Origin of the sequence: Pseudomonas citronellolis (assembly GCF_900112375.1) — a bacterium.
Taxonomy (GTDB): Bacteria; Pseudomonadota; Gammaproteobacteria; order Pseudomonadales; family Pseudomonadaceae; genus Pseudomonas; species Pseudomonas citronellolis.
This window is the reverse complement of sequence record NZ_FOLS01000039.1, coordinates 1-26,622: the sequence shown is the minus strand read 5'-3', so window position 1 is coordinate 26,622 and position 26,622 is coordinate 1. Positions and strand designations below refer to the sequence as shown.

The 26,622-nt window shown below is 68.4% G+C and carries 10 protein-coding genes and 3 pseudogenes; 5 read left to right on the top strand and 8 right to left on the bottom strand.

Annotated features, from left to right (window positions below; all coding sequences use genetic code 11):
• The 4 genes and pseudogenes from BM060_RS33425 to BM060_RS27995 form a co-directional block, all read left to right on the top strand.
• Positions 1-3,588, top strand: a 3,588-nt coding sequence (locus BM060_RS33425) for a condensation domain-containing protein (RefSeq protein ID WP_256257873.1), incomplete at its 5' end; no start/stop codon positions are given.
• Positions 3,509-6,397, top strand: a pseudogene (locus tag BM060_RS33420) (condensation domain-containing protein); the annotation flags it as partial. The gene BM060_RS33425 and the pseudogene BM060_RS33420, both read left to right, overlap by 80 nt.
• A complete protein-coding gene (locus BM060_RS28000; protein WP_074985165.1) occupies positions 6,394-9,534 on the top strand; it encodes a non-ribosomal peptide synthetase family protein in 3,141 nt (1,046 codons plus the stop codon). The pseudogene BM060_RS33420 and the gene BM060_RS28000, both read left to right, overlap by 4 nt.
• Before the next feature lie 405 nt (positions 9,535-9,939).
• Positions 9,940-12,396 (top strand): TonB-dependent siderophore receptor, encoded by a 2,457-nt coding sequence (locus BM060_RS27995; RefSeq protein ID WP_074985164.1) that lies wholly within the window; start codon positions 9,940-9,942, stop codon positions 12,394-12,396.
• A 417-nt stretch (positions 12,397-12,813) separates the two neighbouring features.
• Here the strand turns inward: BM060_RS27995 and BM060_RS27990 are convergent, their stop codons facing one another.
• The 5 genes from BM060_RS27990 to pvdM are packed head-to-tail and all read right to left on the bottom strand — an operon-like array spanning position 12,814 to position 22,194.
• A complete protein-coding gene (locus BM060_RS27990; protein ID WP_074985162.1) occupies positions 12,814-16,941 on the bottom strand; it encodes a non-ribosomal peptide synthetase in 4,128 nt (1,375 codons plus the stop codon).
• A 24-nt stretch (positions 16,942-16,965) separates the two neighbouring features.
• Positions 16,966-18,624 (bottom strand): cyclic peptide export ABC transporter, encoded by a 1,659-nt coding sequence (locus BM060_RS27985; protein WP_074985160.1) that lies wholly within the window; start codon positions 18,622-18,624, stop codon positions 16,966-16,968.
• Between the two features lie 40 nt (positions 18,625-18,664).
• On the bottom strand, positions 18,665-19,519 hold the full coding sequence (gene pvdO / locus BM060_RS27980; RefSeq protein ID WP_074985158.1) for a dihydropyoverdine dehydrogenase: 855 nt from the start codon (positions 19,517-19,519) through the stop codon (positions 18,665-18,667).
• 27 nt (positions 19,520-19,546) lie between these two features.
• Complete coding sequence (gene pvdN, locus BM060_RS27975) at positions 19,547-20,827, bottom strand: pyoverdine-tailoring periplasmic protein PvdN (protein WP_074985156.1); 1,281 nt, start codon at positions 20,825-20,827, stop codon at positions 19,547-19,549.
• A gap of 20 nt (positions 20,828-20,847) precedes the next feature.
• Positions 20,848-22,194, bottom strand: a complete 1,347-nt coding sequence (gene pvdM, locus BM060_RS27970) for a pyoverdine-tailoring dipeptidase-like protein PvdM (protein WP_074985154.1) — start codon at positions 22,192-22,194, stop codon at positions 20,848-20,850.
• 172 nt (positions 22,195-22,366) lie between these two features.
• Here pvdM and pvdP point away from each other — a divergent pair, with 172 nt between their 5' ends.
• Positions 22,367-23,995: a pyoverdine maturation tyrosinase PvdP gene (gene pvdP / locus BM060_RS27965; protein WP_074985152.1), complete on the top strand. Its 1,629-nt coding sequence runs from the start codon at positions 22,367-22,369 to the stop codon at positions 23,993-23,995.
• Between the two features lie 321 nt (positions 23,996-24,316).
• Here the strand turns inward: pvdP and BM060_RS27960 are convergent.
• From BM060_RS27960 to BM060_RS33070, 3 genes and pseudogenes are all read right to left on the bottom strand, one after another.
• Positions 24,317-24,496, bottom strand: a pseudogene (locus BM060_RS27960) (hypothetical protein); the annotation flags it as partial.
• Positions 24,493-25,440: a hypothetical protein gene (locus BM060_RS27955; protein ID WP_074985148.1), complete on the bottom strand. Its 948-nt coding sequence runs from the start codon at positions 25,438-25,440 to the stop codon at positions 24,493-24,495. The pseudogene BM060_RS27960 and the gene BM060_RS27955, both read right to left, overlap by 4 nt.
• Positions 25,437-26,622, bottom strand: a pseudogene (locus BM060_RS33070) (toxin VasX); the annotation flags it as partial. The pseudogene BM060_RS33070 and the gene BM060_RS27955, both read right to left, overlap by 4 nt.

Here is a 26,622-nt window from a genome sequence, read left to right as displayed (position 1 = left end):
GTGCCGACGCACCTGCTGTTCCTCGGTAGCCTGCCGCTGACCGCCAACGGCAAGCTGGACCGCCGCGCGCTGCCGGCGCCGGACGCCAGCCAGGCGCAGCAGGCCTACGTGGCCCCGCGTAGCGAACTGGAAAAACGCCTGGCGGCGATCTGGGCGCAAGTGCTGAAGCTGGAGCGCGTGGGCCTGGAAGACAACTTCTTCGAACTGGGCGGCGACTCCATCATCTCCATCCAGGTGGTCAGTCGCGCACGCCAGGCCGGCATCCACCTCAGTCCCAAGGACCTGTTCCTGCACCAGACCGTCGGTGGCCTTGCCAGCGTGGCGGTACAAGGCGCGGCGCAGGCCATCGAGCAGGGGCCGGTGCGCGGCGCCACGCCGCTGCTGCCGATCCAGCAGCAGTTCTTCGCCGAAGCCATCCCGCAGCGCCAGCACTGGAACCAGTCGGTGCTGCTGCGCGCGCTGCAACCCCTGCGGGCCGACGCGCTGGCCCAGGCGCTGCGCGCAGTGCTGCAACACCATGACGCGCTGCGCCTGAGCTTCCACGAAGAGCAGGGCAACTGGCGCGCCGAGCACCAGGGGCTGGAGGCGGCCGACGGCGAACTGCTGTGGCAGGCTCGTGCGGCGGACGCCGACGCGCTGCTGGCCCTGGCTGAGGCCGCGCAACGCAGCCTGGACCTGGCCCAGGGGCCGTTGCTGCGTGCGCTGCTGGTCGAGCTGGACGATGGCAGCCAGCGCCTGCTGCTGGCGATCCATCACCTGGTGGTGGATGGGGTGTCCTGGCGCGTGCTCTTCGAGGACCTGCAAGGCGCCTACCGCCAGGCCGAGGCCGGGCAGGCCATCGTCCTGCCAGCCAAGACCAGCGCCTTCAAGCACTGGGCCGAACGCCTGCAGGCCCATGCCGCCAGCGGCGCGTTGGAGGCCGAGCGCGGCTACTGGCTGGAACAGCTGCGTGGCCTTGACCTCGCCCTGCCCGGCGCCAACCCCGAGGGCGTGCAGAGCCTGCAACACGCGCGCTCGGTACGCACCCGACTGGACGCAGAGGCTACCCGCCGCCTGTTGCAGGAAGCGCCGGCGGCCTACCGCACCCAGGTCAACGACCTGCTGCTGACCGCGCTGGCGCGGGTGATCTGCCGCTGGACCGGGCAGCCCGAAACCGCCGTGCTGCTCGAAGGCCACGGCCGCGAGGCACTGTTCGACGACATCGACCTGAGCCGCACGGTCGGTTGGTTCACCAGCGTCTTCCCGCTGCGCCTGAGCCCGGCGGGTGAGCCGGGCGAAGCGCTCAAGCGCGTCAAGGAACAACTGCGCGCGGTGCCGAACAAGGGCCTTGGGTTCGGTGTGCTGCGCTACCTGAGCAAGGAAGCGGACCGCGCGGCGCTGGCCGCGCTGCCGCAGCCGAACATCACCTTCAACTATCTGGGCCAGTTCGACGGCAGCTTCGCCACCGAACAGGACGCGTTCTTCGTGCCCAGCGGCGAATCGCCCGGCGCCGAGCGCGACCCACGGGCGCCGATTGGCGCCGGGCTGACCCTCAACGGCCAGGTCTATGCCGGCGCGCTGGCCATCGACTGGAGCTTCAGCGGCGAGTGCTTCGCCGAGGCCGACATCCAAGCCCTGGCCAACGCCTACGCCGACGAATTGCAGGCGCTGGTGGCGCACTGCTGCTCGGCTCAGGGGCAAGGAGTGACGCCCTCGGACTTCCCCCTGGCCGGGCTCGCCCAGGCCGAACTGGACAGCCTGCCGCTGGCGCCGGGGCAGATCGAAGACCTCTACCCGTTGTCGCCGATGCAGCAGGGCATGCTGTTCCACAGCCTGTACCAGCAGGACAGCGGCGACTACATCAACCAGCTGCGCCTGGACGTGGAGGGCCTGGACCCCGAGCGCTTCCGCCAGGCCTGGCAGGCGGCGCTGGACAGCCACGCCATCCTGCGCACCGGCTTCCTGTGGCACCAGGCGCAGCCACTGCAGGTGGTGCGCAAGCGCGTCGAATTGCCGTTCAGCCTGCTCGACTGGCGCGGCCGCGCTGACCTGGGCACGGCCCTCGACGCCCTGGCCGGGGGCGAGGCACGGCTGGGCTTCGACCTGGCCGAGGCACCGCTGTTGCGCCTGCTGGCGGTGCGCACGGGTGAACGTCGCTACCACCTGATCTACACCAACCACCACATCCTCATGGACGGCTGGAGTAACTCGCAACTGCTCGGCGAGGTACTGCAACGCTACCGTGGCCTGGAGGTCGCGCGCGGCAGTGGGCGCTACCGCGACTACATCGCCTGGCTGCAGGAGCAGGACGCAGCGCGCAGCGAAGCCTTCTGGAAGCCGCAACTGGCGGCCCTGGAGGAGCCGACCCGGCTGGCCGCGGTGCTGGCCCCGGAAGTGGCGGCGCAGCCGGGCTACGCCGACCACGCGCTGGAACTGGACGAGCGCTGGACGCAACGCCTGAACACCTTCGCCCGAGAGCAGAAGGTCACCCTCAACACCCTGGTGCAGGCCGCCTGGCTGCTGCTGCTACAGCGCTATACCGGGCAGGCCACGGTGGCCTTCGGCGCCACCGTGTCCGGGCGCCCGGCCCAGCTGCGCGGCATCGAGCAGCAGATCGGCCTGTTCATCAACACCCTGCCGGTGATCGCCAGCCCGCGCGCCGAGCAGAGCCTGGCGCAATGGCTGCAGCAGGTGCAGGCGCTCAACCTGGAGCTGCGCGAGCAACAGCACACGCCGCTGTACGACATCCAGCGCTGGGCCGGGCAGGGTGGCGAGGCGCTGTTCGACAACATCCTGGTGTTCGAGAACTATCCGGTAGCCGAGGCGCTGAACGAAGAGGCGCCGGCCGACCTGCGCGTCGAGGCATTGAGCAACCACGAGCAGACACACTACCCGCTGACCGTGCTGGTCAACCAGGGCGAGCGCCTGGAGCTGCGCTGCAGCTATGCGCGTGCGGCGTTCGACGAGCGCGCCGTCGCCACCATCGCCGGGCATTGGCTGCAGCTGTTACAGGCCATGGTGGAGGCGCCGCAGCGTTGTCTGGGCGAGCTACCGATGCTGGCCGAGGCCGAGCGTGACGCAGTACTGCGGGCCTGGAACCCGGACCTGCGCGGTTTCCCGGTGGAGGAATGCCTGCATCAGGGCATCGCCCGCCAGGCCGCGTTGCGCCCGCAGGCGGTGGCGGTAACCTTGCAGGGCCGGGCCCTGAGCTATGGCGAGCTTAACGCCCGGGCCAACCGCCTGGCGCATCGGCTGATCGAGGCCGGTGTGGGCCCGGACGTGCTGGTGGGGCTGGCCGTGGAACGCAGCCTGGAGATGGTCGTCGGCCTGCTGGCGATCCTCAAGGCCGGCGGCGCCTACGTGCCGCTGGACCCGCGCTATCCGCAGGACCGCCTGGCCTACATGATCGAGGACAGCGCCATCGGCCTGCTGCTGACCCAGGCTGAGGTGCAGGGGCAACTGCCCGCGGCGCCCGGTGTGCAGACCCTGCTGCTGGATGGACGTAAGGCCGAAGGAGGAGGGGGACGACCTGCGCGAGCAACTGCGCGGCGCCCTCAAGGCCAAGCTGCCGGAACACATGGTGCCGACGCACCTGCTGTTCCTCGGTAGCCTGCCGCTGACCGCCAACGGCAAGCTGGACCGCCGCGCGCTGCCGGCGCCGGACGCCAGCCAGGCACAGCAGGCCTACGTGGCCCCGCGCAGCGAGTTGGAACTGGCCCTGGCGGCCATCTGGCAGGAGGTGCTGCAACTGCAGCAGGTGGGCCTGGAGGACAACTTCTTCGAACTGGGCGGCCACTCGCTGCTGGCCACGCAGGTACTGTCGCGCCTGCGCCAGCTGCTGGACGCCCCGCTGGGCCTGCGCGACCTGTTCGAGCATCCGTGCCTGGGCGATCTGGCGGCGCACATTGCTGGCCTGGCTGGCCAGGGGGCCGCCACGGCGGTGCCGCAGCTGCGCAGCCACGGCGCCAAGACTCGCGCGCCGCTGTCGCTGGTACAGCGCCGCCTGTGGATCACCGAGCAGCTTTCCGGTGGCAGCTCCGCCTACGGCATGCCCATGGCCCTGCGCCTGCGCGGACCGCTGGCGGTGGAGCACCTGCGGCGCAGCTTCGAACTGGTCGCCCAACGCCATGAGGTGTTGCGCACCGCCTACAGCCAGGACGAGGAGGGCAACCCGCTGGCGCTGATCGCCGCGCGGGCGAGCCTGGACATTCCCTTGGAGGACCTGTCGGCGCTGGCCCCGGCCGAACGCGATGTGCGGGTGAACGAGGCCTTCCGCGCACTTTCGACCACGCCCATCGACCTCGAGCAGGCGCCGCTGGTGCGCGCCCGGTTGCTGCGCCTGGGGGCCGACGAGCACGTGCTGCTGCACTCGATGCACCACATCATCTCCGACGGCTGGTCCCTCGGCGTGCTGATCAACGACCTGGTGCAGAGTTACTCGCGCCTTCAACGCGGCGAGAGCGGCGAACTGCCGGCGCTGCCACTGCAGTACTCCGACTTCTCCCTGTGGCAGGAGCAACTGCAGGCCGCCGGCATTCTCGAACAGCAGGCCGGCTACTGGCGCGAGCGTCTGGCCGGCTACAGCGGGCAGTTGCCGCTGCCGCTGGACAGACCGCGGGCGCCCAGCGCCTCGCAGGCCGGCGGCCAGCTCGGCTTCGAGCTGCCGGCCGCGCTGGTCGCGCGCCTGCGCGAGGTCGCCCAGCGCCATGGAGTGACCCTCTACAGCCTGTTGTTGGGCTCGTTCCAGCTGTTCCTGCACCGTCTCTGCGGCAGTGACGACGTGGTGGTCGGCGTGGATGTGGCCGGGCGCGGGCATACCGACCTGGAGGCGCTGATCGGCTTCTTCGTCAACGTACTGCCGCTGCGTTCGCGGCTGCGCGACGAACTGCCGCTGGGCGGCTATCTGCGGCAGATCCAGCAGGACCTGCTGGCGGCGCTGGAGCACCAGGACCTGCCCTTCGACATGATCGTCGAGAGTGTCGCGGTGCCGCGTTTCAAAGGCATGAACCCGCTGCTGCAGGTGCTTTTCGTGATGAACAACCTGCCGGCGCGACGGGCCGCCATCGACGGCTTGGAAGTGGAAGCGCTGGCGGCGGTGGAGGTCCACTCCAAATTTGACATGGCCTTGTTCGTTGAAGAGGAACAGGGGCGTTTGCAGGGTAACTGGCAATTCGCCTCCGAACTGTTCCAGCGCGACAGCATCCAGCGTTTCCTCGGCGCCTGGACCGCGCTGCTGGAACAGTTCGCCACCGATCAGGACAGGAAGCTGGGAGCTAGCATGCCAATCGACGTTCCATCCACGGGCGTTTCCACGCCCACCGCAAAGGGGCCCAAAGCCGACAAGCTGGGCAAGTTCCTCAAGCGCGCCGGCACCGCGTCGGCCGGTGGCGTCGTGCAGCCGGCCGGCATGCGCGAGACGCCGCTGGTGCCCGGTCAGCGCTTCCCGCTGCTGATGGAGCCGAGCGACAGCCAGCTCGACCTCATCGAGTGGACGCGGCACAACCGCCCGCTGCTGGAGCAGAAGCTGGCCGAGCACGCTGGCATCCTCTTCCGCGGCTTCCGTCTGGACGGCATCCAGGGTTTCGAGGCCTTCGCCGAGGCAGTGCAGCCGGGGCTCTACGGGCAGTATGGCGACCTGCCGAAGAAAGAGGGCGGGCGCAACACCTATCGCTCCACGCCCTACCCGGAGCGCAAGATGATCCTCTTCCACAACGAAAGCTCGCACCAGGACCGCTGGCCGCGCAAGCAACTGTTCTACTGCGAGCAGCCCTCGCTGAAGGGCGGCGCCACCCCGGTGGTGGACTGCCGGCTGATGTACCAGCGCCTGCCACAGGAACTGCGCCAGCGCTTCGAGGCCAAGGGGCTGCTCTACGTGCGCACCTTCGCCGACAAGCTCGACGTGCCCTGGCAGCACTTCTTCAAGACCGAGGACCGCGCCGAGGTAGAGCGCCGCTGCCGCGAGTCGGGCATCCAGTGGCAATGGCTGGGGGCCGACGAGCTGCAGATCCGCACTCCCGGCCCGGCGATCATCCGCCACCCGGTCACCGGAGAGGCGAGCTTCTTCAACCAGGTGCAGCTGCACCACATCCACTGCCTGGACCCGGACGTGCGCGAGGACCTGCTGGCCATGTATGGGCTGGAGCGCATGCCGCGCAACGTCTATTACGGCGACGGCACACCGATCGAGGACGCGGTGATGGAACTGCTCGGCGAGCTCTACGAGGCCTGCGCGGTGCGCTTCGACTGGCAGAAGGGCGACGTGATTCTGCTCGACAACATGCTGGCCGCCCACGCCCGCGATCCCTACGAGGGGCCGCGCAAGATAGTCGTCGCCATGGGCGACATGTACGAGCAGAAGGACCTGCGCGAGCGCACCGTCGCCGCGTCGGCCGCCGACACCCTGGAGGCCCAGGCATGAGCGCCGCTGAACTGATCGACGACATCGGCCTGGCGCTGACCCCGGAGCAGCAGGCCCTGGCCGCCGCCCTGCCGGAGCAGCCCAGCTGGGAGCAGGCCAGCCTGCGTCTGGCGCTGGAGATCCGCGGTACGCTGGACCCGCAGCGCCTGCGCGGCGCCCTGGCGCGCCTGGCCGAGCGCCAGCAGGCGCTGGCCGCCGTCCTGTGCCGGGTGCCGGGCTACCACGGCTGGCGCCAGCGCTTCCCGGCAAGCGTCGCGCCGCTCCTGACCGAGGTGGACGCGGCGCAGGGCGAGAGCGCACGCGCCGTCTGGTTGGCGCGCCGCTTCAGCCTGGACGCGTTGCCGGCGGCCGATGCGTTGCTACTGCAGCGTGGCGCCGAGGACTGGCGCCTGGAGCTGGGCGTGTCGCGCCTGCTGCTGGACGCGGCCAGCCTTGCCGCGCTGCCGGCGCAGCTGGCTGCGCTCTACGCCGGCGAGGATGCCGAGGCGGATGAGGAAGAGGTCGGACCGTTCAGCCAGTACCTGGCCTGGCGCGCCGAGGTGGTCCTCGACGAGGATGCCGCCGAGGCCCGCGCCTACTGGACCACGCACCTGCAGGGCGGTGCCGAGGCGCTGGCCGGCAGCCGCCTGCCGTACCGGTGTGGCCAGGCCGGTGCGCCCGCGGCGCTGCGCAAGGCCCTGTCCGAGGCGCTGCGCCAGGCGTTGGGCGCCAGTGGCCAGGAGCCGGAGATGCTGCTGCAGGCCGTCTGGTGGGCGCTGCTGGCACGCATAGCCGGTACCCCGCGACTGCTGGTCGGGGTGCGGCATGACGCGCGCCACGACTACGACTACTTCGCCGGCGCCGCCGGGGTGTTCGAGCGCACCCTGCCGCTGCAACTGACCGCGCAGCCGCAGGCCGGCGCCGCCAGCCTGGCAGCGCAGCTGGCCGAGCAACTGGAGGCGCACCGCGCCTGGCAGGAATACTGGGCGCCGGATGCGCTGGCTGGCCCGGCCCTGGGCTTCGCCAGCCGCCGTCGCGCCGCGCCGGCCAGTGGCGGCGGCCTGGATTGGCAGGCGCACGAGGAAGACGCCGCGGGAGATGGCTTCGAACTGCTGCTGCAGTTGCAGCTGGACGCCAACGGCGTGCCCGAGGTCCTGATCCTGCGCAGCGACACCGGGCACTATACGGCCGACGCTCTGCTGGCCTTGCAGGAACAGTACCTGGTGCTGCTGCAGGGCGCGTTGGCTGAGCCCACCGCGCCCCTGGCCAGCCTGCCGCTGCTGGAAGAGGCGCAGGCCCGCCGCCTGCACGCCATCAACCCGCCGGCCACCCCTGCTGGCGCCGAGCTGCTGCCGCAGCGGTTCGCCCACTGGCTGCAGCAGACGCCCGAGGCCCTTGCCGTCAGCGATGCCAGCCAGTCACTGAGTTATGCGCAACTGGCCGCGCTGGTCGAACGCCTGGCCGCCGGTCTGCAGCGTCTGGGCGTGGCCCCCGGCGCCACGCTGGCGTTGGCCCTGCCGCGTTCGGTGGCGCTGCTTGGCGGCATCCTCGCGGCCTGGCGCCTGGGTGCCGCCTACCTGCCGCTCGACCCGCAGTGGCCGCCGGCCCGCCAACTGCAATTGATCCGCCAGGCCGGCGCCAGCGTAGTGCTGGGCGCGGAGCCGCTGGTGGCGGATGGTCTGCACGTCTGCACGGTGGAGGAACTGCTGGCGGCGCCGGCCGCGGCAGCGCCGCCGGCCCACGAGGTGGCGGCGAACGACGTCGCCTATGTGCTGTTCACCTCCGGTTCCACCGGCACGCCCAAGGGGGTAGTGATAGAGCACGGGCAACTGCTCAACTACGTGGCCGGCGCCTCCGAGGTACTGGGCTTGGAGCGCTGCGCCAGCTTCGCGCTGAGCTCCTCGGTGGCGGCCGATCTGGGCAACACCACGCTGTATGGCGCGCTCTACAACGGTGCCGCTCTGCACGTGGCGGACGAGGCGACCATGGGCGACGCGCGGCGCTTCGCCGCCTTCCTCGCCGAGCGTCGCATCGACTGCCTGAAGATCGTGCCCTCGCACCTGGCCGCGCTGCTCGACGACCAGCCGCTGGCGATGCCGACGACCCTGGTGCTGGGCGGCGAGCCCTGCGCCCCGGCGCTGCTGCGGCGGTTGCGCGCCGAGGCGCCGGCTAGCAGCCTGTTCAACCACTACGGCCCGAGCGAGGCCTGCGTAGGGGTGATGGTGCACCCGCTGCACGGCGACGAGGAGGTCGCGCCGCTGAGCCGGGTGCTGCCCAACAACCGTGTCTACGTGCTCGACGAACAGCTGCGCCTGGCACCGGTCGGCGTGCTGGGCGAGGTCTACCTGGGTGGCGCGCAGCTGTGTCGTGGCTACCTGGGCGGGGAGGGCGCGGCGGCGTTCGTCGAGGACCCCTTCCACCCCGGCCAGCGCCTGTACCGCACCGGCGACCTGGCGCGCTACCGTCCGGACCTCGCTGTGCAGCTACAGGGCCGGCGCGACCAGCAGGTGAAGATTCGCGGCTTCCGCGTCGACCTGACTGAGATCGAAAGCGAGCTGCTGCGCCTGCCAGCGGTCGCCGAGGCAGTGGTGCTGCCCGGTACCGATGGCGAGGAGGGGACCTCGGCGTTCGTGGTGCTGCGGGACGCCGCCGACGACGCCACGGTGCTACGGCAACAGCTGGCCGAGCGACTGCCGGCGGCTATGGTGCCCCGCCAGGTGCGCTCCCTGACGCAGCTGCCGCGTCTGCCCAACGGCAAGCTCGACCGCCAGGCCCTGCAGCGCCTGTGCGCCAGCGAAACGGAAGAGTACGTGGCGCCCGCCGATCCCCTCGAGCAATGGCTGGCCGCACGGATGGCCGCCTTGCTGGGCCGGGAGCGGCTGGGCGTGCAACAGGACTTCTTCGCGATGGGCGGCCACTCGCTGCTGGTGATCAAGCTGGTGGCGGGGATACGCAATGCTCTGAAGTGCGAGATCCAGCCGGCGGACCTGTTCGAGCACCCCAGCGTCGCCGGTCTCGCCCAGCGGCTGCGCGACCGCGAGGCAACGCCGGGCCAGTTGCTCAGGCTGGCCCGCGCCAGGTTGCAGCTGGACGCCATGAGCCCCGAGGAGAAGGCCCGCCTGCAGGAGCGCGCGCGCGCCGGGCAGGCGCCCGCCTGACAGCCGACCAGGCGCCTGCGCGCTGGCGTAGGCGCCGTTCCCTCTCACCACGCGGGCAGGGCATTCGCATCGGTACCGAGTCAGCTACCCCATGAGCCGACACCAACGCCGTTTCCCCGTGTGGGAGGCGGCGTTTTTCCTTGTCCGATCGCTATCGATCCGTCGTCTTTGCCAGACACATGGCGCAAATGATGGCTATTCGCCTTATTTTTGGCTTCAGGGGTAAATCCGCCGAGCGTGGCTACGTTCTATCGGCGAGCACTTGCCGGCGCCCTCCCAGGGCGCGGGCGGCACGTCCTGCCGTGTCCGGGGGATCCGCTTGCACAGGCACGCGGGGTGGTCACGGATCAAAGGGGGGCGAAGGTGCGACCTACCTTCGGCTACAACGACAAGCAGAGAATGCAAATGCCAGCAGTCAATCAATTGAAACCCTTGTTCAGGGCCCTGATCACCGCCAGGGCCGTCGGTGCCCGCGGGCACGTCGCAGGCCTAGGTATGGCCTGCCTGGTACCGCTGTCGGCGCAGGTGTGGGCCGCCGACATCAACTTCGACATCTCCGCGCAGCCACTGCGCCAGGCACTGCAGCAGTTCGGCGAGCAGAGCAACACCCAGGTGATCTACAACGCCGTCGACCTGGAAGGCCTGCGCAGCGGCACGGTCAAGGGCCGTATGAGCGTCGACGAGGCACTGTCGCGGCTGCTGGGGGGGCACAGCAGCATCAGCTACCACTTCCAGGGCGACATGCTGATCCTTACCCGCCCCGGCGCCGACAGACTGGACCTGGGCGCCACCACCATCCGTTCCAGTACGCTCAACGCCACCACCGAGGGCAGCAACTCCTATACCTCTGGCGCGGTGTCCCTGGGCAAGGGCGTGCAGCGCCTGAAGGACATCCCGCAGTCGGTGACGGTGGTGACCCGCAAGCAGATGGATGACCAGAACACCGAAACCATCTCCGACCTGGTCAACCGCACCCCCGGCCTGACCGCCACCAAGTCGCCCGGCTCGGGCCTGTTCATCTTTTCCCGCGGCTTCAGCATCGACACCATCCAGTACGATGGCGTGCCTATCCCGCGCAACACCTATTCCCTGGGCAGCTACCTGACCGAGGACCTGAGTTTCTACGACCGCGCCGAAGTGCTGCGCGGCCCGGCGGCGTTGCTGCAGGGCGGCGACAGCCCGGGCGGGGCGCTGAACCTCGTGCGCAAGCGCGGCCAGCAGAAGGCCACCGTCAGCCTGACCGGCAAGGCCGGCTCCTGGGACCGCTACGGCATGCAGCTGGACGCCGGCGGTCCGCTGAACGAGAGCGGCACCCTGCGTGGCCGTACCGTGGTCAGCTACAACGACAGCGACTCGTTCATCGACTATGTGCGCGGCTGGAACCAGACCGTTTACGGCGCCGTCGACTACGATTTCACCCCGGACTTCACCGTCGGGGTGGGTGTGGCCAACCAGAAGGGCCATTCGCGTCCGCCGATGCTCGGCCTGCCGCGCTACGCCGATGGTGGGAACCCCGACTGGTCGCGCTCCACCTACGTCGGCGCCGATTGGAACCGTTCGGACAACGACCAGACCAGCGTCTTCCTCGACGCCACCTACCGGCTCAACGACGACTGGCGCATCAAGGGTTCCAGCGTGTACATGAGCGAGCACAACGGCGCTACCTACCAGGCGCTGTGGGACGCGCTGCCCACCGATGGCTCCACCGACAACACCTACATCGACTGGAGCACCGACTTCACTACTCACAGCAAGGGCCTGGATCTGTATCTGGACGGCCAGTTCACCGGCTTGGGCTTCGAGCAGACCTTTCTTCTGGGCGCCAACTACTCGCGGATCAAGACCGATGACCGCTGGGCACGTGCCCCCACTTTCGGCGCCGACTCCTCCAACGTCGACCACCACCGGCCGATGCCGGACATCTATGACCTCGCCAGCCGCGGCTTGGGCCGTCTGACTGACTACGACGTGGAGCAGAAGGGCTTCTATAGCCGCTGGTCGATCAACCTGACCGACCCGCTGAAGCTGATCCTCGGCGCACGCACCAGCTGGTACGACTACACCTACGGCGCCGAAACCTTCGCCCACACCGGGCGCAGCGAATCCACCACCACCAGCACCGGCAAGGTCTCGCCCTATGCCGGCCTGGTCTACGAGCTGGACCCGCAGTGGTCGGTCTACGCCAGCTACACCGACGTGTTCCAGCCGCAGACCAGTCGCACCGCCTCCGGCTCCATCGTTGAGCCGATCACCGGTACCAACTATGAGCTGGGCCTGAAAGGCGAACTGCTCGATGGCGCGGTCAACACTTCGGTGGCGCTGTTCCGCTACGATCAGGAAAATCGCGCGGTGCTCGACCTCAGCGGACCGATGGACTGTGACGGTTGGTACTGCTCCAAGCCCTCGGGCAAGGTGCGCAGCCAGGGCCTGGAAGCGCAGATCAGCGGCGAGGTGCTGACCGGACTGCAGCTGATGGCCGGCTATGTCTACAACACCACCAAGTACCTCAAGGACAACGACTACAAGGACAAGGTGTTCAGTACCTGGACGCCCAAGCACCAGCTCAAGCTGTGGGGCGACTACACCCTGCCGGGTGACTGGAACCGCGTGTCCCTGGGCCTGGGCACCACTGCCGTCAGCGGCACTACCTCGTACGACCACAAGTTCGACCTGCCCGGCTACGCCATCTGGGATGCGCGGGTTGCGTACAAGCTGAGCGACGAGATCACGGTGGCAGCGAACATGAACAACCTGTTCGACAAGAAATACTACGTGCCCGCGTACAACACCATCGACTACAACAACTACTACGGCGACCCGCGCAACGTGATGTTCAGCGTGAAATACACGCCGGAACTCTGAGCCGCACCGCCAACCCGCCCTTCCCCGGGCAAGCCCCCGCAGAGACCGGATGATGCCGGCCCTCGCGGGGGCTTTTTCATGGGCGCTGGCAGCACCGCCCCGAAAGCCTCGCTCATCCAGCTCAGCAGGCGCGGGCTTGCTCGCGAGGCTGCCTCCTGGTGGCTGCTTGGTCCGGAAACCTTTCGGGAGAGGGCATGGAGGCCGCTGTAACCGCGAAGCTCGGGGAGGCTCTCTTGACCTGTGAAGCCCGCGGCCATCCGTCCCTGCCACCTTGCCCGCCCGGCAGGGACGAGTGGTTCGCGAAGCGGATTGCCCCGCGTCGGACTCCAGCCCCTTTCCTGTGGCGGGAGAGGAGGGGGCTGGGCGTCAACCGCGCACGAGCTGCAGGGTAATCACCCTCGCCGCGCAAGGCAGGTGTTATTGGCGGAGCAGCGCCTCGCGCACCGACTCCACCAGCTCGGCGTGGAACACCATGCTGGCATGGGGCAGCGGTGAGTGGACCGACAGGGCCAGGCGGCCCTCGTGGTTGCAGCCTCCGATCAGGCCCTCGAGGAAGGATATCTCCTGCGCCGACTTGTGGTCGGTGGACCACCAGCAACTGGGCCGGACCGCCAGGCGCGGCAGGTGGAAGTCCTCGAAGCTGGCCACCAACTGGTCGTGGATGTCGTAGGCGTTGGAGGCCATGATCTCTTCCTTGATGCCCTCCAGGGCCGCTGCCAGGTCGTCCTCCCCGGTGCCGCTGGTTAGCCCGGCGGCCCATTGGTGGAAGGCCTTCATCTCGGCCGCGGGGTGCTCGCGGAGGAATTGCCGGGTGCGCTCGGCCAGGTGCGGGTAGAGCAGGCCGAAGAACTCCGCGGCGCGCTCCAGTTCGCTCTGTTGGCCGGGGCGGATCTCGCCGTCGTCGCCGGGGTTGCGCCGCACCAGGTCGCGCGGGTAGTCGCGGGCGTGGACGCTGCCGTCGATCAGACCGAGGAAGGCCACCTGCTCGCCCTGGGCTTCCAGGCGCGCGGCGATGTCCATGGCGATGGGCCCGCCGAGGGACCAGCCGAGCAGGTGATAGGGCCCCTGCGGCTGCGCTTCGCGGATCCGCCGGCAATAGTCTTCGACCATCTCCGCCCAGCCCTGGCGCTGGCCGTCGCTGCCGGCGTAGCCCTGGTACATCAGACCGTGCACCCGCACCTCGTCCTTAAGACGCCGGGCCAGCGGCTGGTAGCAGAACACCACGCCGCCGCTGGGGTGCAGGCAGAACAACTGAGGCGCCGAGGCCGGCGCGGCGTTCAGCGACACCAGGCACTGGCCCTTGCCGGCCTCGCGGTTGGCGATGAAAGCGCACAGCTGCGCCACGCTGGGGTTGGCCAGCAGCTCGGCCAGCGCCACCTTGATCGACAACTGGCGCTTGAGGCTGGCCAGCAGTTGCAGGGCGAGGATGGAGTGGCCGCCCAGCTCGAAGAAGTTGTCTTCCACGCTGATGCGCTCCAGCCCAAGTGTCTGCGCCCAAAGGCCGGCAACCTCGCGCTCGAGGGTCGAGCGCGGCACTACTTGGCTGCGTTCCAGCTCGTCGTTGCCGGGCGCCGGCAGGGCCTTGCGGTCGATCTTGCCGTTGGGCGAGAGAGGGAAACGTTCCAGCACGCAGAGAAAAGCCGGCTGCATGTACGCCGGCAGGCGCTCGCGCAGGTGTTCGCGCAGCTGCGCCTTGAGCGTGTCGGCGTCGTGCTCCGGCTCGGCCACCACGTAGGCGGCCAGTTGCGCGCCGCTGGCTGCCTGGTTGGCGACCACCAGTGCCGCGCGCAGGCGCGGGTCCTCCTGCAGGCAGGCCTCGATCTCGCCCAGCTCGACGCGGAAGCCACGGATCTTCACCTGGTGGTCGATACGTCCGACGTACTCGAGCACGCCGCAGGTGTCCTGGGAGGCCAGGTCGCCGCTGCGGTACATGCGCCCACCGTGCTTGGAGAAGGGGTCGGGGAGGAAGCGTTCGGCGGTCAGCGCCGGGCGCTTGCAGTAACCGCGCGCCAGCAGGTCGCCGGCGATCATCAGCTCACCCACCACGCCCGGCGCGGCGGCCTGGCCGGCGTTGTCCAGCACGTACAGCGCGCGCGCCGGCAGGGCGCGGCCGATGGGAATGCGCGGCGCCTCGCCGCCGGCCAGCTCGGTGCAGTCGAACAGGGTGGCGCTGACGGTGGCCTCGGTTGGGCCATAGGTGTTGAGCAGGGTGACGTGGCCCAGGCCGGCCTTGCTCCAGGCCTGTAGCGACTCGGCCGGCATCGCCTCTCCGCCGACGTTGACCCGGCGCAGGCGCCCGTAGTCACGCGGGCCGCCGCTGGCGAAGTCGTTGACCAGCAGGTTCCAGTAGGCGGTGGTGAGATCGACGATGCTGATGCGCTTGTCCAGCAGTTCGGCGTGGAAGCGCTCGCTGTCCCACAGTTCGTTGCCGCGCAGCACCACGCAGGCGCCGCAGGTGAGCGCCGGGTAGAGCTGCTCGACGAAGGCATCGAAGTTGAAGGTGGCGAACTGCAGCACGCGATCCTCGGCGGTCACGTCGAGGAACTCGCGGGCCACCTGGGCGTGCCGCGCCAGCGATTGCTGGTCGATGGCCACGCCCTTGGGCCGGCCGGTGGAGCCGGAGGTGAACATCAGGTAGGCGAGGTTGGCCGGTAGCACCCGGCACGGCGGGTCGTGCTCGGCGAGGGCGTCGGAGAGTTCCTCGTCCACCAGCACCACCGCCAGCGTCTCCGGCAGCGGCAAGCGCGGTAGCAGGTGGCGTTGGCTGAGGATGAGCTTCAGGTCGCTGTCCTCAATCATCCAGCCCAGGCGTTCGGCGGGGTATTCCGGGTCCAGCGGTACGTAGGCGCCGCCAGCCTTGAGCACCGCCAGCAGGCCGACGATCATTTCCGCCGAGCGCTCCACGGCGATGCCCACCGTCACCTCGGGGCCGACCCCGCAGGTTATCAGGCGGTGCGCCAGGCGGTTGGCCTGACGGTTCAGCTCGGCGTAGTCGAGCCGCTGCGTGCCGCAGATCAGCGCCGGAGCGTTCGGCGTGCGCCGCGCCTGGCGTTCGAACAGGCGCTGCACGCAGTCGTCATAGGGGTGCTGATCCTGGTTGCGCGCCGCGGCTAGCAGGGTGCGCTGCCAGTTCGCCGCGGACAGGAAGTGCAGTTCGCCGCAAGGCGCCAGCGGCCGTTCGGCAATGCTCTGCAGCAGGTTGCCCCAGTGCTCGGCCAGGCGCTCGATGCGTCCGGCGCAGAATAGTTCGCGGCGGTATTCGAACACAGCTTCCAGGCCGTCGTCGGCGTAGTCGACGTCCAGCGACAGGTCGAACTTGGCCTCGTCGGCACTGGTGCCCAGCAGCTCCACCTCCAGTTCGCCCAGGTACAGGTGGTCGCGCCCGGGGCGCGCCACGCGCCAGTCGAACAGCACCGGGTGGGCGTTGACCAGTTTCAGCTGGCGGTCGTCGAGGGCCAGTTCCAGCGGGCATTCCGCGTGCTCCAGGCAGGCCATGGACTCCGCGCGCAGGCGCTGCAGGAAGTCGCGCACCGGCATACATGGATCGACGCGCGCGCGGTACACCTGGGTGCTGACGAAGTAGCCGACCAGTTCCTGCAGCTCCTCGCGGCCACGGGTGGCGCCGGGCACGCCGATGCAGAAGTCTTGCTGGCCACAGTGCCGTGACAGCAGCAGTTGCCAGGCGCCGAGGGCGAGCACGAAGGGCGGCAGGCCCTGTTCCTGGCAGAAGCGCCTGAACCCCTGCAGCTGCGCCGCCGACAGGCGCAGGGCGACGCGGCCGGCGGCGGCGCCGCGGGCGCGGGCACGGGGGAAATCGGTGGGCAGGTCGAGGTTGCTCTCCAGGCCCTGCAGATAGGCGCGCCAGTACTCCTGGCTGGCGCGGCAGGTGGGGCTGGCCGGGTAGTCCTGGCGCTGCCAGGCGGCGTAGTCGGCGTACTGAATCTCCGGCCGGCGTAGCGCCTGCGGCTGCCCGGCGCTGGCCTGGGTATAGGCCTGGATCAGGTCAGCGACGATGATCTCGTTGGACCAGCCGTCGGAGAGGATGTGATGCATGTTCAGCAACAGCACGTGCTCGGTCGCGTCCAGGCGCAGCAGACGGCTACGGATCGGAGGCGCCGCGGCCAGGTCAAAGGGAGTGTTGGCGTCCTTGCCGATGCGCTCGGCGAGCGCGCCCGCGCGCCAGTCGGCCGGCAGCGCGGTGAGGTCCTCCAGCGGCAGCGCCAGGCGGAACTCGGGGCACAGGCACTGGACCGGCTCGCCGTCTTCCTCGCTGTAGCGGCTGCGCAGCACGTCGTGACGTTGCAGCAGGGCGTTCAGCGCGCGCTCCAGTGCCTCGCGGTCGAGCGGGCCGCGCAGGCGCAGGGCCCGCGGCAGGTTGTAGGCCGGGCTGTCCGGGTCGAGTTGCTGTTGCATCCAGATACGCCGTTGGGCGAAGGTCAGCGGCGCCTGGGCAAGGCTACGGCGGGCGATGCGCTGCGTGTCGTCGGCGTCCTCGTGCAGCAGCAGGGCCAGCAGGTCGTCGTCGAGGTCGAGGGTGTCGTTCATCGGGGGCTCGCTATCGCAGGCAGGTCATTCGGTGGTCGCGGCGACGCGCTGGCTGGCCACGCGGCCATATTCCATGCGCACCAACTGGTCGGCGACATCGAAGTAACGGTCGTCGTGAGAGATGACAATGATGGTCTTGCCCAGCGCCTTCAGTTCCGGCAACAGCTCGGTGTAGAAGATTCGGCGGAACATCGGGTCCTGGTCCGCGGCCCATTCGTCGAACACCAGCACCGGGCGTTCCTCCAGCCAGGCGTTGAGCAGAGCCAGGCGCTTGCGTTGGCCGGTGGACAGGTCGGTGGTGCTGAAAGCGCCGTCGCGGATGCTCACCTTGTGTGCGATCTCCAGGCGCTCCAGGTAGCGCCCGGCGGCCTGCGCAGCCTGAGGGTCGGCCTGCAGCAGCTCGTCGAACAGGTAGTAGTCGGCGAAGATGGTGCTGAACAGCTGGCGGTAGTCATCGCGCTCGTGCGCCTCCACCGACCGGCCGTTGAGCACGATCTCGCCGTGCTGCGGCGCGTACAGGCCCAGCAGTAGCTTGATCAGGGTGGTCTTGCCGCCGCCGTTCTCGCCGACGATGAAGACGATGTCGCCCTCGCGAATCGACAGGTTCACCGGGCCCAGGGTGAACGGTGGCTGGCTGTCCACCGGCGGGAAGCCGTAGTACACGTCACGCAGCTCCAGGCTGTGTACCGCCTGCGGGCGCTGTTCGGCGTCGTTGAGCAGCAGGTGCGGCTCGGGCGAGGAGAACTGCTCGGCCAGGTCAGCGATGCGACGGAAGGCGATGTTCGCCCGGCTGATTACCGGCAGCGTGGCCACCAGGTACTCCAGCGGCCCCTTCATGTACAGCAGCACCAGCACGAAGCCGCTGAGCACCCCTGGTTCGGCCAGCGGCCAGAGGCTCTGCACGGCGAGCACCAGGCCGATAACCACGAAGAACAGCGTCGAGCCCAGCGCCTTGGCGACCACGAAGGTATTGATGGCGCGGATGTGGGTGTTGCAGATGTGGTCGGCGGTGTGCTCGATGCGCTGGCGGAACATGCGCTGGCGGCGCAGGCGGTGGATGCGCAGTTCCTTGGCGCCGCCGACGATGGCGTTATAGTGCTGCTGCAGTTCGTCCTCGGCATTGCGCGCGGTCTCGAAGCCTTCGATGCCGCGGGTCCGGGCCACGTACTGGATGGCCGTGCCCAGTGCGGTGGCCAGCACCGTCAGGGCGAACATCGGCAGCGACAGCCAGGCCAGGTAGCCCAGGCAGCCAAGGGTGACGGTGAAGGCGATCGCCAGCGGGGCGAAGCAGAAGGCGAAGTTGCTGGCCGTGTCGACGTCATGGGTGAGGATCGGGATCAGGCGGTGGCTGCGGAACCGCTCGATCTGCTCGATGGGCGCCAGCAGCACCTTCTCGCCGAGGGTCTTGCGCAGGCTGGCGATGACGTGCTGGCCGACATAGTTGGTGCCGATGTCCGAGGCGATGGAACTGCCCAGGGCCAGCAGGCACAGCGCGGCGAAGCCGGCCAGCATTCCCTGGCTGAGCCCGTCGCTGGCGTGCAGGGCATCGTTGATCAGCGCCAGCAGCAGGGTGATGGCCAGGCCGCCGAGCATGCCCAGGACGATGGCGGCGGTCATGAGGACGCGGAAGGGCCGCAGGCGGACGAGTAGTTCACGCAGGGCGCCGGGCTTGGGCTGGGTCATAGGGGTTCCCATTTCCTCGCTGTTTCGGTGGGACGGCGGTTCAGATTTCGCGGGCGACGCGGAAACCGATCCAGTCGCCGCGTACGTCCTTGTAGGCATTGTTGCGGTTGCCCGAGCGGGAGAAGATCGGCGCCTCGCCCCAGTCGTTGCCGCGGATCTGCACCAGCTTGCAGTCGCTGTCGATCCAGGCGCTGCCGTCGCTGGGGGCGCCGTCGTAGTTGTCGTGCCAGCAGTCGGCGACCCATTCGTAGACGTTGCCGTGCATGTCGTACACGCCGAAGGCGTTGGGCGGGAAGCTGCCCGCCGGCGAGGTGAAGTTGTAGCCGTCCGAGGCGCCGTAGGTGTTGGCGTGCTTGGCGATGCTGTAGTCCTTGCCTTCGTCGAAGGGGAACGGGAAGGGCCCGGCGCTGCCGGCGCGGGCGGCATATTCGCGTTCGGCTTCGCTGATCATCCGGTAATGCTGGCCGGTCTTCTTCGACAGCCAGGCCGCGTAGCGCTTCACGTCCTCGTAGTCGACGCACACCGCCGGCTGGCGCGGGCCCTGCTTGTAGCGCGGCTTGCCGGCGATGCATTCGCGGCCGGGACGGGTGTCGCCGTTGGCCAGGCGCACGCCGGTGGCCTTCAGGTAGGCGTCCAGCTCGGCGGCGGTGACCTGGTAGCGGCTGATGGCGAAGGGCCGGGCGAAGGTCACGGTGTGCAATGGGCCTTCGTCCGGCTGGCGGCCCGTCTCGTCGTCCGGGGTGCCCATGGTGAAGCTGCCGGCGGGCAGCACCACCATCTCGGGGCAGTCCTTGCAGTCCTTGAACACGGCGCCCGGCTTGTGCGCCTCGGCGGCGAAAGCGGTGGGGGCGGCCAGGAGCAGGGTGGCCAGGGCCAGGGGCGGTAATGCGTGCATGGCGGTTCTCGTGAAGTGGGAAGCGGGTCAGGCGAGCTGCGGGGCGAGGATGTCCATCACCCGGTCGATCTGCGCCTCGTCGTTGAGCAGGCTGGGCGCCAGGCGTACCACCGGGCCGACGTCGCGGTCCACGGCGTCGCTGATCACCTTGTGCGCCATCAGGTGCCGGGCCACGGCGTCGCAGTCGCGGCCGTCGACGCGGAAGAAGGTGAAGCCGGAGGAGAGTTCCGGACTGGTCGGCGTGACCAGGCGCACTTTCGTGTGCTCGGCCAGGCGCTGCTTGAGGTAGCCGTTGAGCTGGTGGATGCGCGCCTGGACGTCGGCCTTGCCCAGCTGCAGGTGCAGCTCGAAGGCCTTGCCCAGCGCCAGGCGGTGCTCGAAGGCGTGGTAGCCGCCGGGGGTCATCAGGGTGCCGAAGCTGTCGGCGCGGGTGAAGGTGGGGATGCTCGGCACAAGGTGGTCCTGCAGCTGCTCCTCGCGGGCGATGATGACGCCGGTGCCACGCGGGCCGAACAGCCACTTGTGGGTGCCGGCGATGAAGTAGTCGCAGCCGAAGTCGGCGAAGTTCGCGTCCTCCACGCCGAAGCCGTGCACGCCGTCGACCACGTAGATGATCCGCTCGGCGGCATCGCGGTTGCGGTTGGCCTCGGCCACCAGTTGGCCGATTTCGCGCACCGGCAGCTTCACGCCGCTGCCCGACTGCACCCAGGTCATGCCCAGCACCCGCGTCTCGGGGCGGATGTTGCGGCGGATGCTGGCGAGGATTTCGTCGGCTGAGGCCCGGTGCGGGTCCTTGAACAGGGGAATCTTGCGCACCTGGGTGCCCATGCGCTTGTGGCGGTATTCCAGGGTGGTGTAGGTGGAATAGTGCTCGTGGCTGGAGGTGAGGATTTCCTTGCCCGGCGCCACCAGCAGGCCGCCGTAGATGGCCGCGAGGCCGTCGGTGGTGCTGCCGGTGAGGGCCACCTGCGCCGGCTTGACGCCGAAGTAGCGGCCGGCCCAGGCGCGCGCCTCGTCCTCGTATTTCCAGACCTCCTCGCGGTCCCAGTCCACCGCCTCGCCGGGGTTGGCGTTGAAGCGCGCGCGCAGCGCGTCTATGGCCTGCTGCACCGGGCGCGGGTGCGAGGTCAGCAGGAAGTTGGCGAAGTGCAGGTAGTCCGGGGCAAGGTCGAATTGCCGGCGCAAGGCCTGCCACTTGTCCTCGCCGGCCGGCGCGGTGGCGGCCAGAGCCAGGTCGGAAGTCTGCAGCAGGGGCAGGCTGGCGGCGAGCAGCCCGGCCTGCTTGAGGAAGGTACGGCGGTCGTTCATGGAGGGTCCTTGGCGCGGGGTCAGCGGGTGGCGACGGGCGGCTTGGCGCGCTTCTGCACCTCGCCCCATACGCGCAGGAAGTTGCCACCCCAGAGCTTGGCGATGTCGGCGTCGGAGTAGCCGCGGGTGATCAGCTCGGCGGTGACGTTGCGGATTTCGCTCTCGTCCTTCCAGCCGTCCAGGCCGCCGCCGTCGTTGAAGTCGGAACTGATGCCGACGTGGTCGATGCCGACCTTCTTCACCGTGTAGTCGATGGCGTTGACGAAGTCCGCCAGACCGGCCTTGGGTTCTTCTTCGAGGATGCCGTAGAGGCTGCTGGCGTATTCGCCGAACTTCTTCTCCGGCCAGATGGCGATCACCGGGTCGCCGGGCATCAGGGCGAAGTCCAGGCCGGCCAGCGGCGGCAGGTCGAAGCGCGCGCGCAGGGCGTCGAGCTTCTCCAGGGTGGGCTTGCTCAGCGGGCGCAGGTAGGCCGGGAAGCCGACCACCTGGATGACCCCGCCGCTGTCCTTGATCAACTGCATCTCGTGGTCGCTGAGGTTGCGGCGGATGTCCACCAGGGCGCGCGGCGCCGAGTGCGAGGCGACGATGGGGGCGCGGCTGAGGGCGGCGACCTGCTCCAGGGCCTTGGTCGACATCTGCGAGACGTCGATGATCACCCCCAGGTCGTTGAGCCGTTGCACCGCCTGCTTGCCCAGGGGCGAGAGGCCGCCGAGGGCGTCGGGCGAATCGTTGAAGAAGGGCAGGGGGCGGGAGGAGTCGGACCAGCTGTTGTTGCCCACGTAGTTGAAGCCGAACATGCGCATGCCGCGGGCCGCCCACAGGTCCAGCTGGGACAGGTCGTCACCCAGCGGGTAGGCGTTGAGCATGCTCATGACGATGGCGAACTTGCCTTCCATGGCCAGGCGGCGGAAATCCTCCGGCGTGTAGGCGATGCCCACCCGCTCGGGGAAGTCGCGGACCATGCCGGTGAGAATCCTGTAGCGGATTTCCTGCTGGTGCCGCGCCTCGTCGACGAAGCCCGGCGTGGGCTTGTGCGGGGCGTCGGGGCCGCTCCACATCTCCGGCCAGCCGAAGATCGCCAGGGCCGCGCCGGACAGGCGGCCGCGCCCGGCCTTGACCAGGTCCAGCTGCGAGGGGCCGTCGCGGTCGGCCTCGTGGCCTTCGGTGCCGAAGTCCAGGGGTATGGTCACCCGGCTGTCGAAGGACAGGATGCGCTCGTGCAGCGCCTCGGCGTGGGCCATCACCTCGCGCGGGTAGGGTTGGGCGCGGACCAGCAGCAGCCAGGCCGCGGCGCCCGCCACGAGGGCCAGTACGAGCAGGGGCAGGGTGAGCCAGAGGATCTTTTTCGTGCGGGTGCTAGTCATTGCCGTCCCAGTCAGCGTTGGAGTCGGATGGCAGCCCGGGGCAGGGCATCGCCTGTGGGGGAGGACGAGGCGTGCGGGCGGAAATTTAGCGCCGGCGCACCGCTAAATTTGCCGCCGGGCCGACCGTTCTAGCCTCGGTACAGCCTGCTTGGCGACGGACACAGGACGGACGATGACGGTTTCTCGACGCGGTTTCATGGCGGCCCTGGCAGTGACGGGGGCGGCGGCGTTGCCGACGGTGGCTTACCTCGGCTACCGCGAACTGCAACGCCGCGAGCTGGACGCGCGGGAGCCGGAGACGCCCGGCGAAGCCAGCCTGGAAACCAGCGCCGGCGCCGAGCTGCGCCTGGCCGACCGCCTGCGCGGCATCTGGGATCTGCGCCTGCTTGACCCTGGGCTCGGCCTGCCGGGCCTGCCCGCCGAAGGCCTGCAACTGGTCCTCGACTGCGGCCCCCGCGGGCGCGGGCTGATCGGCTGGCTGGACACCCCCGAGCGCCTGCGCGGCACGGAGCCGCCGCGCTACCGGGTGCTCGGCGACCTGGTCGGCGCCAGCTCGGCGAACATCCGCTGGCGCCTGCTGGGCGAAGGCAACACGCCCAGCCACGAATGCAGCGCCGTGTTCGACGAGGTGTGGGACAACTTCGCGAATGCCGGCGACGGCACCCTCAGCGGCCGCCTGCAGCGCCTGGACCGCGACCTGTCCCTGCCGCAGCAGGACTGCCGCTTCGTCGCCAGGAAGCAGCCCTTTCCCCTGGCCCGCGAGCGCCTGCCGCTCAACGAGGCGCTGCTGGCCTGGCTGGTGTCGCCGCAGCACCGCCTGTTCCACCAGCTCTGGCATGCCTCGCGGGACAAGTGGCACCACCTCGACGAGGCCCAGCGCAACGCACTGCGCGGCGTGGGCTGGCAGCCCGGGCCGCTGGACGCCGAACGCGACGCGCGCGGCCGGCACAAGGACCGCAACGCCTCGGGCATCGACTTCCTCTTCATGCACCGCCGCATGCTGGCCAAGGCCCGCTCGCTGCAGAACCTGCCGTCCTGGCAGCGCCTGCCGCCACCGGCGGTGCCGCTGGAATACGACCGCGCCGGCTTCATCCGCTACTTCGAGAACGCCGACGGCTGCTCGGTGCCGCCGGCCTGGGTGGCGGTGGACGATGACGAATACAGCCAGTGGCTGCACGGCCTGAAGAGTGCCGACGCCTACCACGGCAATTTCCAGGTCTGGGAGTCGCAGTACCAGGACCCGGCCTACCTGGCGAAGCTCACCCTGGGCCAGTTCGGCTCGGAGCTGGAACTGGGCATGCACGACTGGCTGCACATGCGCTGGGCCAGCGTGACGCGCGACCCGTCCAACGGCGCGCCGCTGATGACCGACCGCAACTACGCCGACTTCGCGCCGCGCTGGTTCCTGCGCGAGAACGACTTCCTCGGCGACCCCTTCTCGTCCCACGTGAACCCGGTGTTCTGGTGCTTCCACGGCTGGATCGACGACCGCATCGAGGACTGGTTCCGCGCCCACGAGCGCTTCCACCCGGGCGAGGTGCGCCGCGCCGAGGTGCTGGGCATGCCCTGGTTCGCCCGCGGCCGCTGGGTGGAGATCGACGACCCCTGGCTGGGCCCGTCCACCCACGGCTGCGGCCTCTCCGACCTGCAGGCGAGCAGCAGCGACGTGGCCCTGGACGTGGAGACCATGAAGCTGGCGCTGCGCGTCATCCTCACCGAAGACGACGAGCGCAAGGGCTGGCTCAAGCGCGCGCCGCGGCGGCCGTGGTATGCGCGCAACCTGAAGCTGGCGGAGCGCTGAGCGGGGCGGAAAGCGCTGGCGCGCCAGGGTGGCGCGTTTCAGACATCCAACCCCGCTCTCGCTCCAGATCGATCAATCGGGTAGTGGGGCCGTCGGTGCGCAGCCGCTCGCGGACCCGTTCGGGCCATTGGCGGCGATGTCGTAGGTGAACTTCTGGATGGCGAACATGGGAGCAAGAAGAATGCTGCCCACTATGCCTGCAACATCGTTGCACCCAAGATAGTTACGGCCTTTGTTGGCCTTGTAGCTTTCGACGAGCAGTGCCCAAAAGGCGCCTATGGGCTGACGAGTCCGTACTTATCAAATCTCGTATCAACGCATCACTATCATTACCGCTGAGCCAATGCTGTACTCGCCAATATCAAGAAACACCTCGTTCTTACGCCAGATGGTATTAAGCACATCCCTTGGGGGCTGGCCGGTGGGAATGGCCGGTGGCGCCAGGTAGTCCTCGCGGGAGAACAGGCCCTTCTTCTGGCTGCCGGCGGGGGGAAGCGTCATGTCGCAACCTCTCCCGCCAACTCAGCCTCACGTTGGCGAATGGCTTCGTCCCACTCAGGGGAACGCTTGGCCCATTGTTCGGGTGGCAGGGGGTTGGACCATTCGACTATGGCGGGGTCGGTCAGATCGGGAGGGGGGATCAGCTTTCGCTCCTGTAGATAAAAACCTAGCGGAGCGCCTAGAAAGAAGGTGAAGAAAACGTCCTTGAGCGCGGACTTGACGTTTCCCTTCAATAGGGAACGAATGGCATCGCCCATGATGCTCAAGAACCAACCCAGCAGACTTCTACCGGTTTTCTCTCCTTCGAAATGGCATTTAGGCACCGCCTCGGGACCGATCTCCATATAACTGCGAATACACTCCCACAGGCACATCGCCGTAGTACCGCCACCACAACTGAATCCCATACTGCAATCCCGTTCGCCTTCCTTCGCATTCGGGTCCGGGTTCTTGAAGCCCACCACCAGCATGCCTTGGGTGGTCTTGCCATGGCGTCCCACCGAGTCCATGGCAATGGCCTGCGCCACCACGCTTTCCCAGGACACTATCCAGTAACTACCGTCTTTCTGTGGTACGCAGACTTCGCGGCGTTGGCGGTTAAAACGGGTGGGAGGAGGAGGTGATTGAATCAATGCATAAAGCAATATGAGAATAGGAAAAGCAACAAAGCAGAAGAAACCAAACCAATAGAGCACTTGTATTTCCTGTGACTCATCCAGAGATGGCATGTCGTTGATCAGGAAAAATAACAATATTAAAGGCCAAACTATCATCACAAACGAACCAATGCTGTACTGGCCGATATCGAGAAACACCTCGTTCTTGCGCCAGATGGTATTAAGTACATCCCTTGGGGGCTGCCCGGTGGGAATGGCCGGTGGCGCCAGGTAGTCCTCGCGGGAGAGGAAGCCCTTCTTCTGGCTGCCGGCGGGGGGAAGCGTCATCGAGACTCCTTGGGATGCAGGTGGTTCTCGCCGGTCAGGCGGTAGGTTTGTGCACGATCCAGTTCCGGGGTGGGTTCGCTGGGGCGTAGGACAATCGGTGCAATTTCCGCCGTCAGGACATAGGCCACGCCCTGTCTTCCGCCGATGGTCGTGATGCCGGCCAGATCCACCAGTGGGTTGCGGTAGCGCAGGCGTAGCGAGAGACGCACCTGGGCCTGGCGGAAGGTGCCGCTCAGGCGCAGGCCCTGGCCTTGATCCGACGGTATCCAGGTGCATTGGCTGCGCTCCAGCCAGAGATCGCCGATATCCAGGCTCGGTAGGTCGTTGCTGCGGAGCATGCGGAAGTGGTCGGGTACGGGACTGCCGATCAGGCCCAGGTCCAGTTCGACACTGGACGGCTCGGCACCCGGCAAGTCGATGGTCAGGCGCTGGATGGCTTCCAGGCTGACGGTGTCGCCCAGGGAGCCGGGCACCCGCTGGGACTTGCTGTCCACGCTGACGCGTGGCTGGTAAAGCAGTATCAGCAACTGGTCGAACTCCCGTTGCTGCTGCTCGGCGGGAATGGGATCGGTATTGCCGGCGCGAGCCTTGGACCAGCAACAGTTGGCCAGATACTGCTGCAGTGGTGTGGATTGCCGCCACCATGCAAAAAGGTAGACTCCGCCCAATGCGAGCAGCAACAGATTGATCGGCCCCATGCCCAGGCGGAAGCGGCGGATAGCTGTGGGAGTATCGATGCGATTGAACAGGCGCATACCGGTCAGTCCCAACCCTAGCGCAGCCTGAGCACCATAAGCGCCTATCTGGCCAGCCACCGCTAGCCGGCGGATTTCCAGCCAAGGATCAATGCTGTTTTGGGCATTCTGTAGCTGCAGCTCAAGCGACTTGTATTCGTGGGAAGCAGCGCCAAATGACAGCCCACCTACAAACCCACCAAACAGCGTCAGAGTTGGCGCAACAAACGAAAATTGGCCTTTGGTCAAGGTAAATTCCTGCACCCCCCGCCCAACAATCACCCAATTCTGCACCACCGCCACCAATGCCGCTCCCGCATAGAGCGTGGCCGAAATGCTCTCGGCCCGGCGCTGGGTATCCATCCGCTCCAGGGCATGGGCCTGCGCCAGGTAGCTCTCGGCATTGAGCGCGTTGACCAGCAGCGCCGCCAGCGGCAGCAAGCCGCCG

Excerpts from the sequence above, each read along its gene's own strand:
- pvdN (WP_074985156.1), bottom strand. The coding sequence starts at position 20,827 with ATGAACGACCGCCGTACCTTCCTCAAGCAGGCCGGGCTGCTCGCCGCC.
- BM060_RS27995 (WP_074985164.1), top strand. The coding sequence starts at position 9,940 with ATGCCAGCAGTCAATCAATTGAAACCCTTGTTCAGGGCCCTGATCACC.
- pvdO (WP_074985158.1), bottom strand. The coding sequence starts at position 19,519 with ATGCACGCATTACCGCCCCTGGCCCTGGCCACCCTGCTCCTGGCCGCC.
- pvdP (WP_074985152.1), top strand. The coding sequence starts at position 22,367 with ATGACGGTTTCTCGACGCGGTTTCATGGCGGCCCTGGCAGTGACGGGG.
- BM060_RS27990 (WP_074985162.1), bottom strand. The coding sequence starts at position 16,941 with ATGAACGACACCCTCGACCTCGACGACGACCTGCTGGCCCTGCTGCTG.
- pvdM (WP_074985154.1), bottom strand. The coding sequence starts at position 22,194 with ATGACTAGCACCCGCACGAAAAAGATCCTCTGGCTCACCCTGCCCCTG.
- BM060_RS27985 (WP_074985160.1), bottom strand. The coding sequence starts at position 18,624 with ATGACCCAGCCCAAGCCCGGCGCCCTGCGTGAACTACTCGTCCGCCTG.
- BM060_RS28000 (WP_074985165.1), top strand. The coding sequence starts at position 6,394 with ATGAGCGCCGCTGAACTGATCGACGACATCGGCCTGGCGCTGACCCCG.
- BM060_RS27955 (WP_074985148.1), bottom strand. The coding sequence starts at position 25,440 with ATGACGCTTCCCCCCGCCGGCAGCCAGAAGAAGGGCTTCCTCTCCCGC.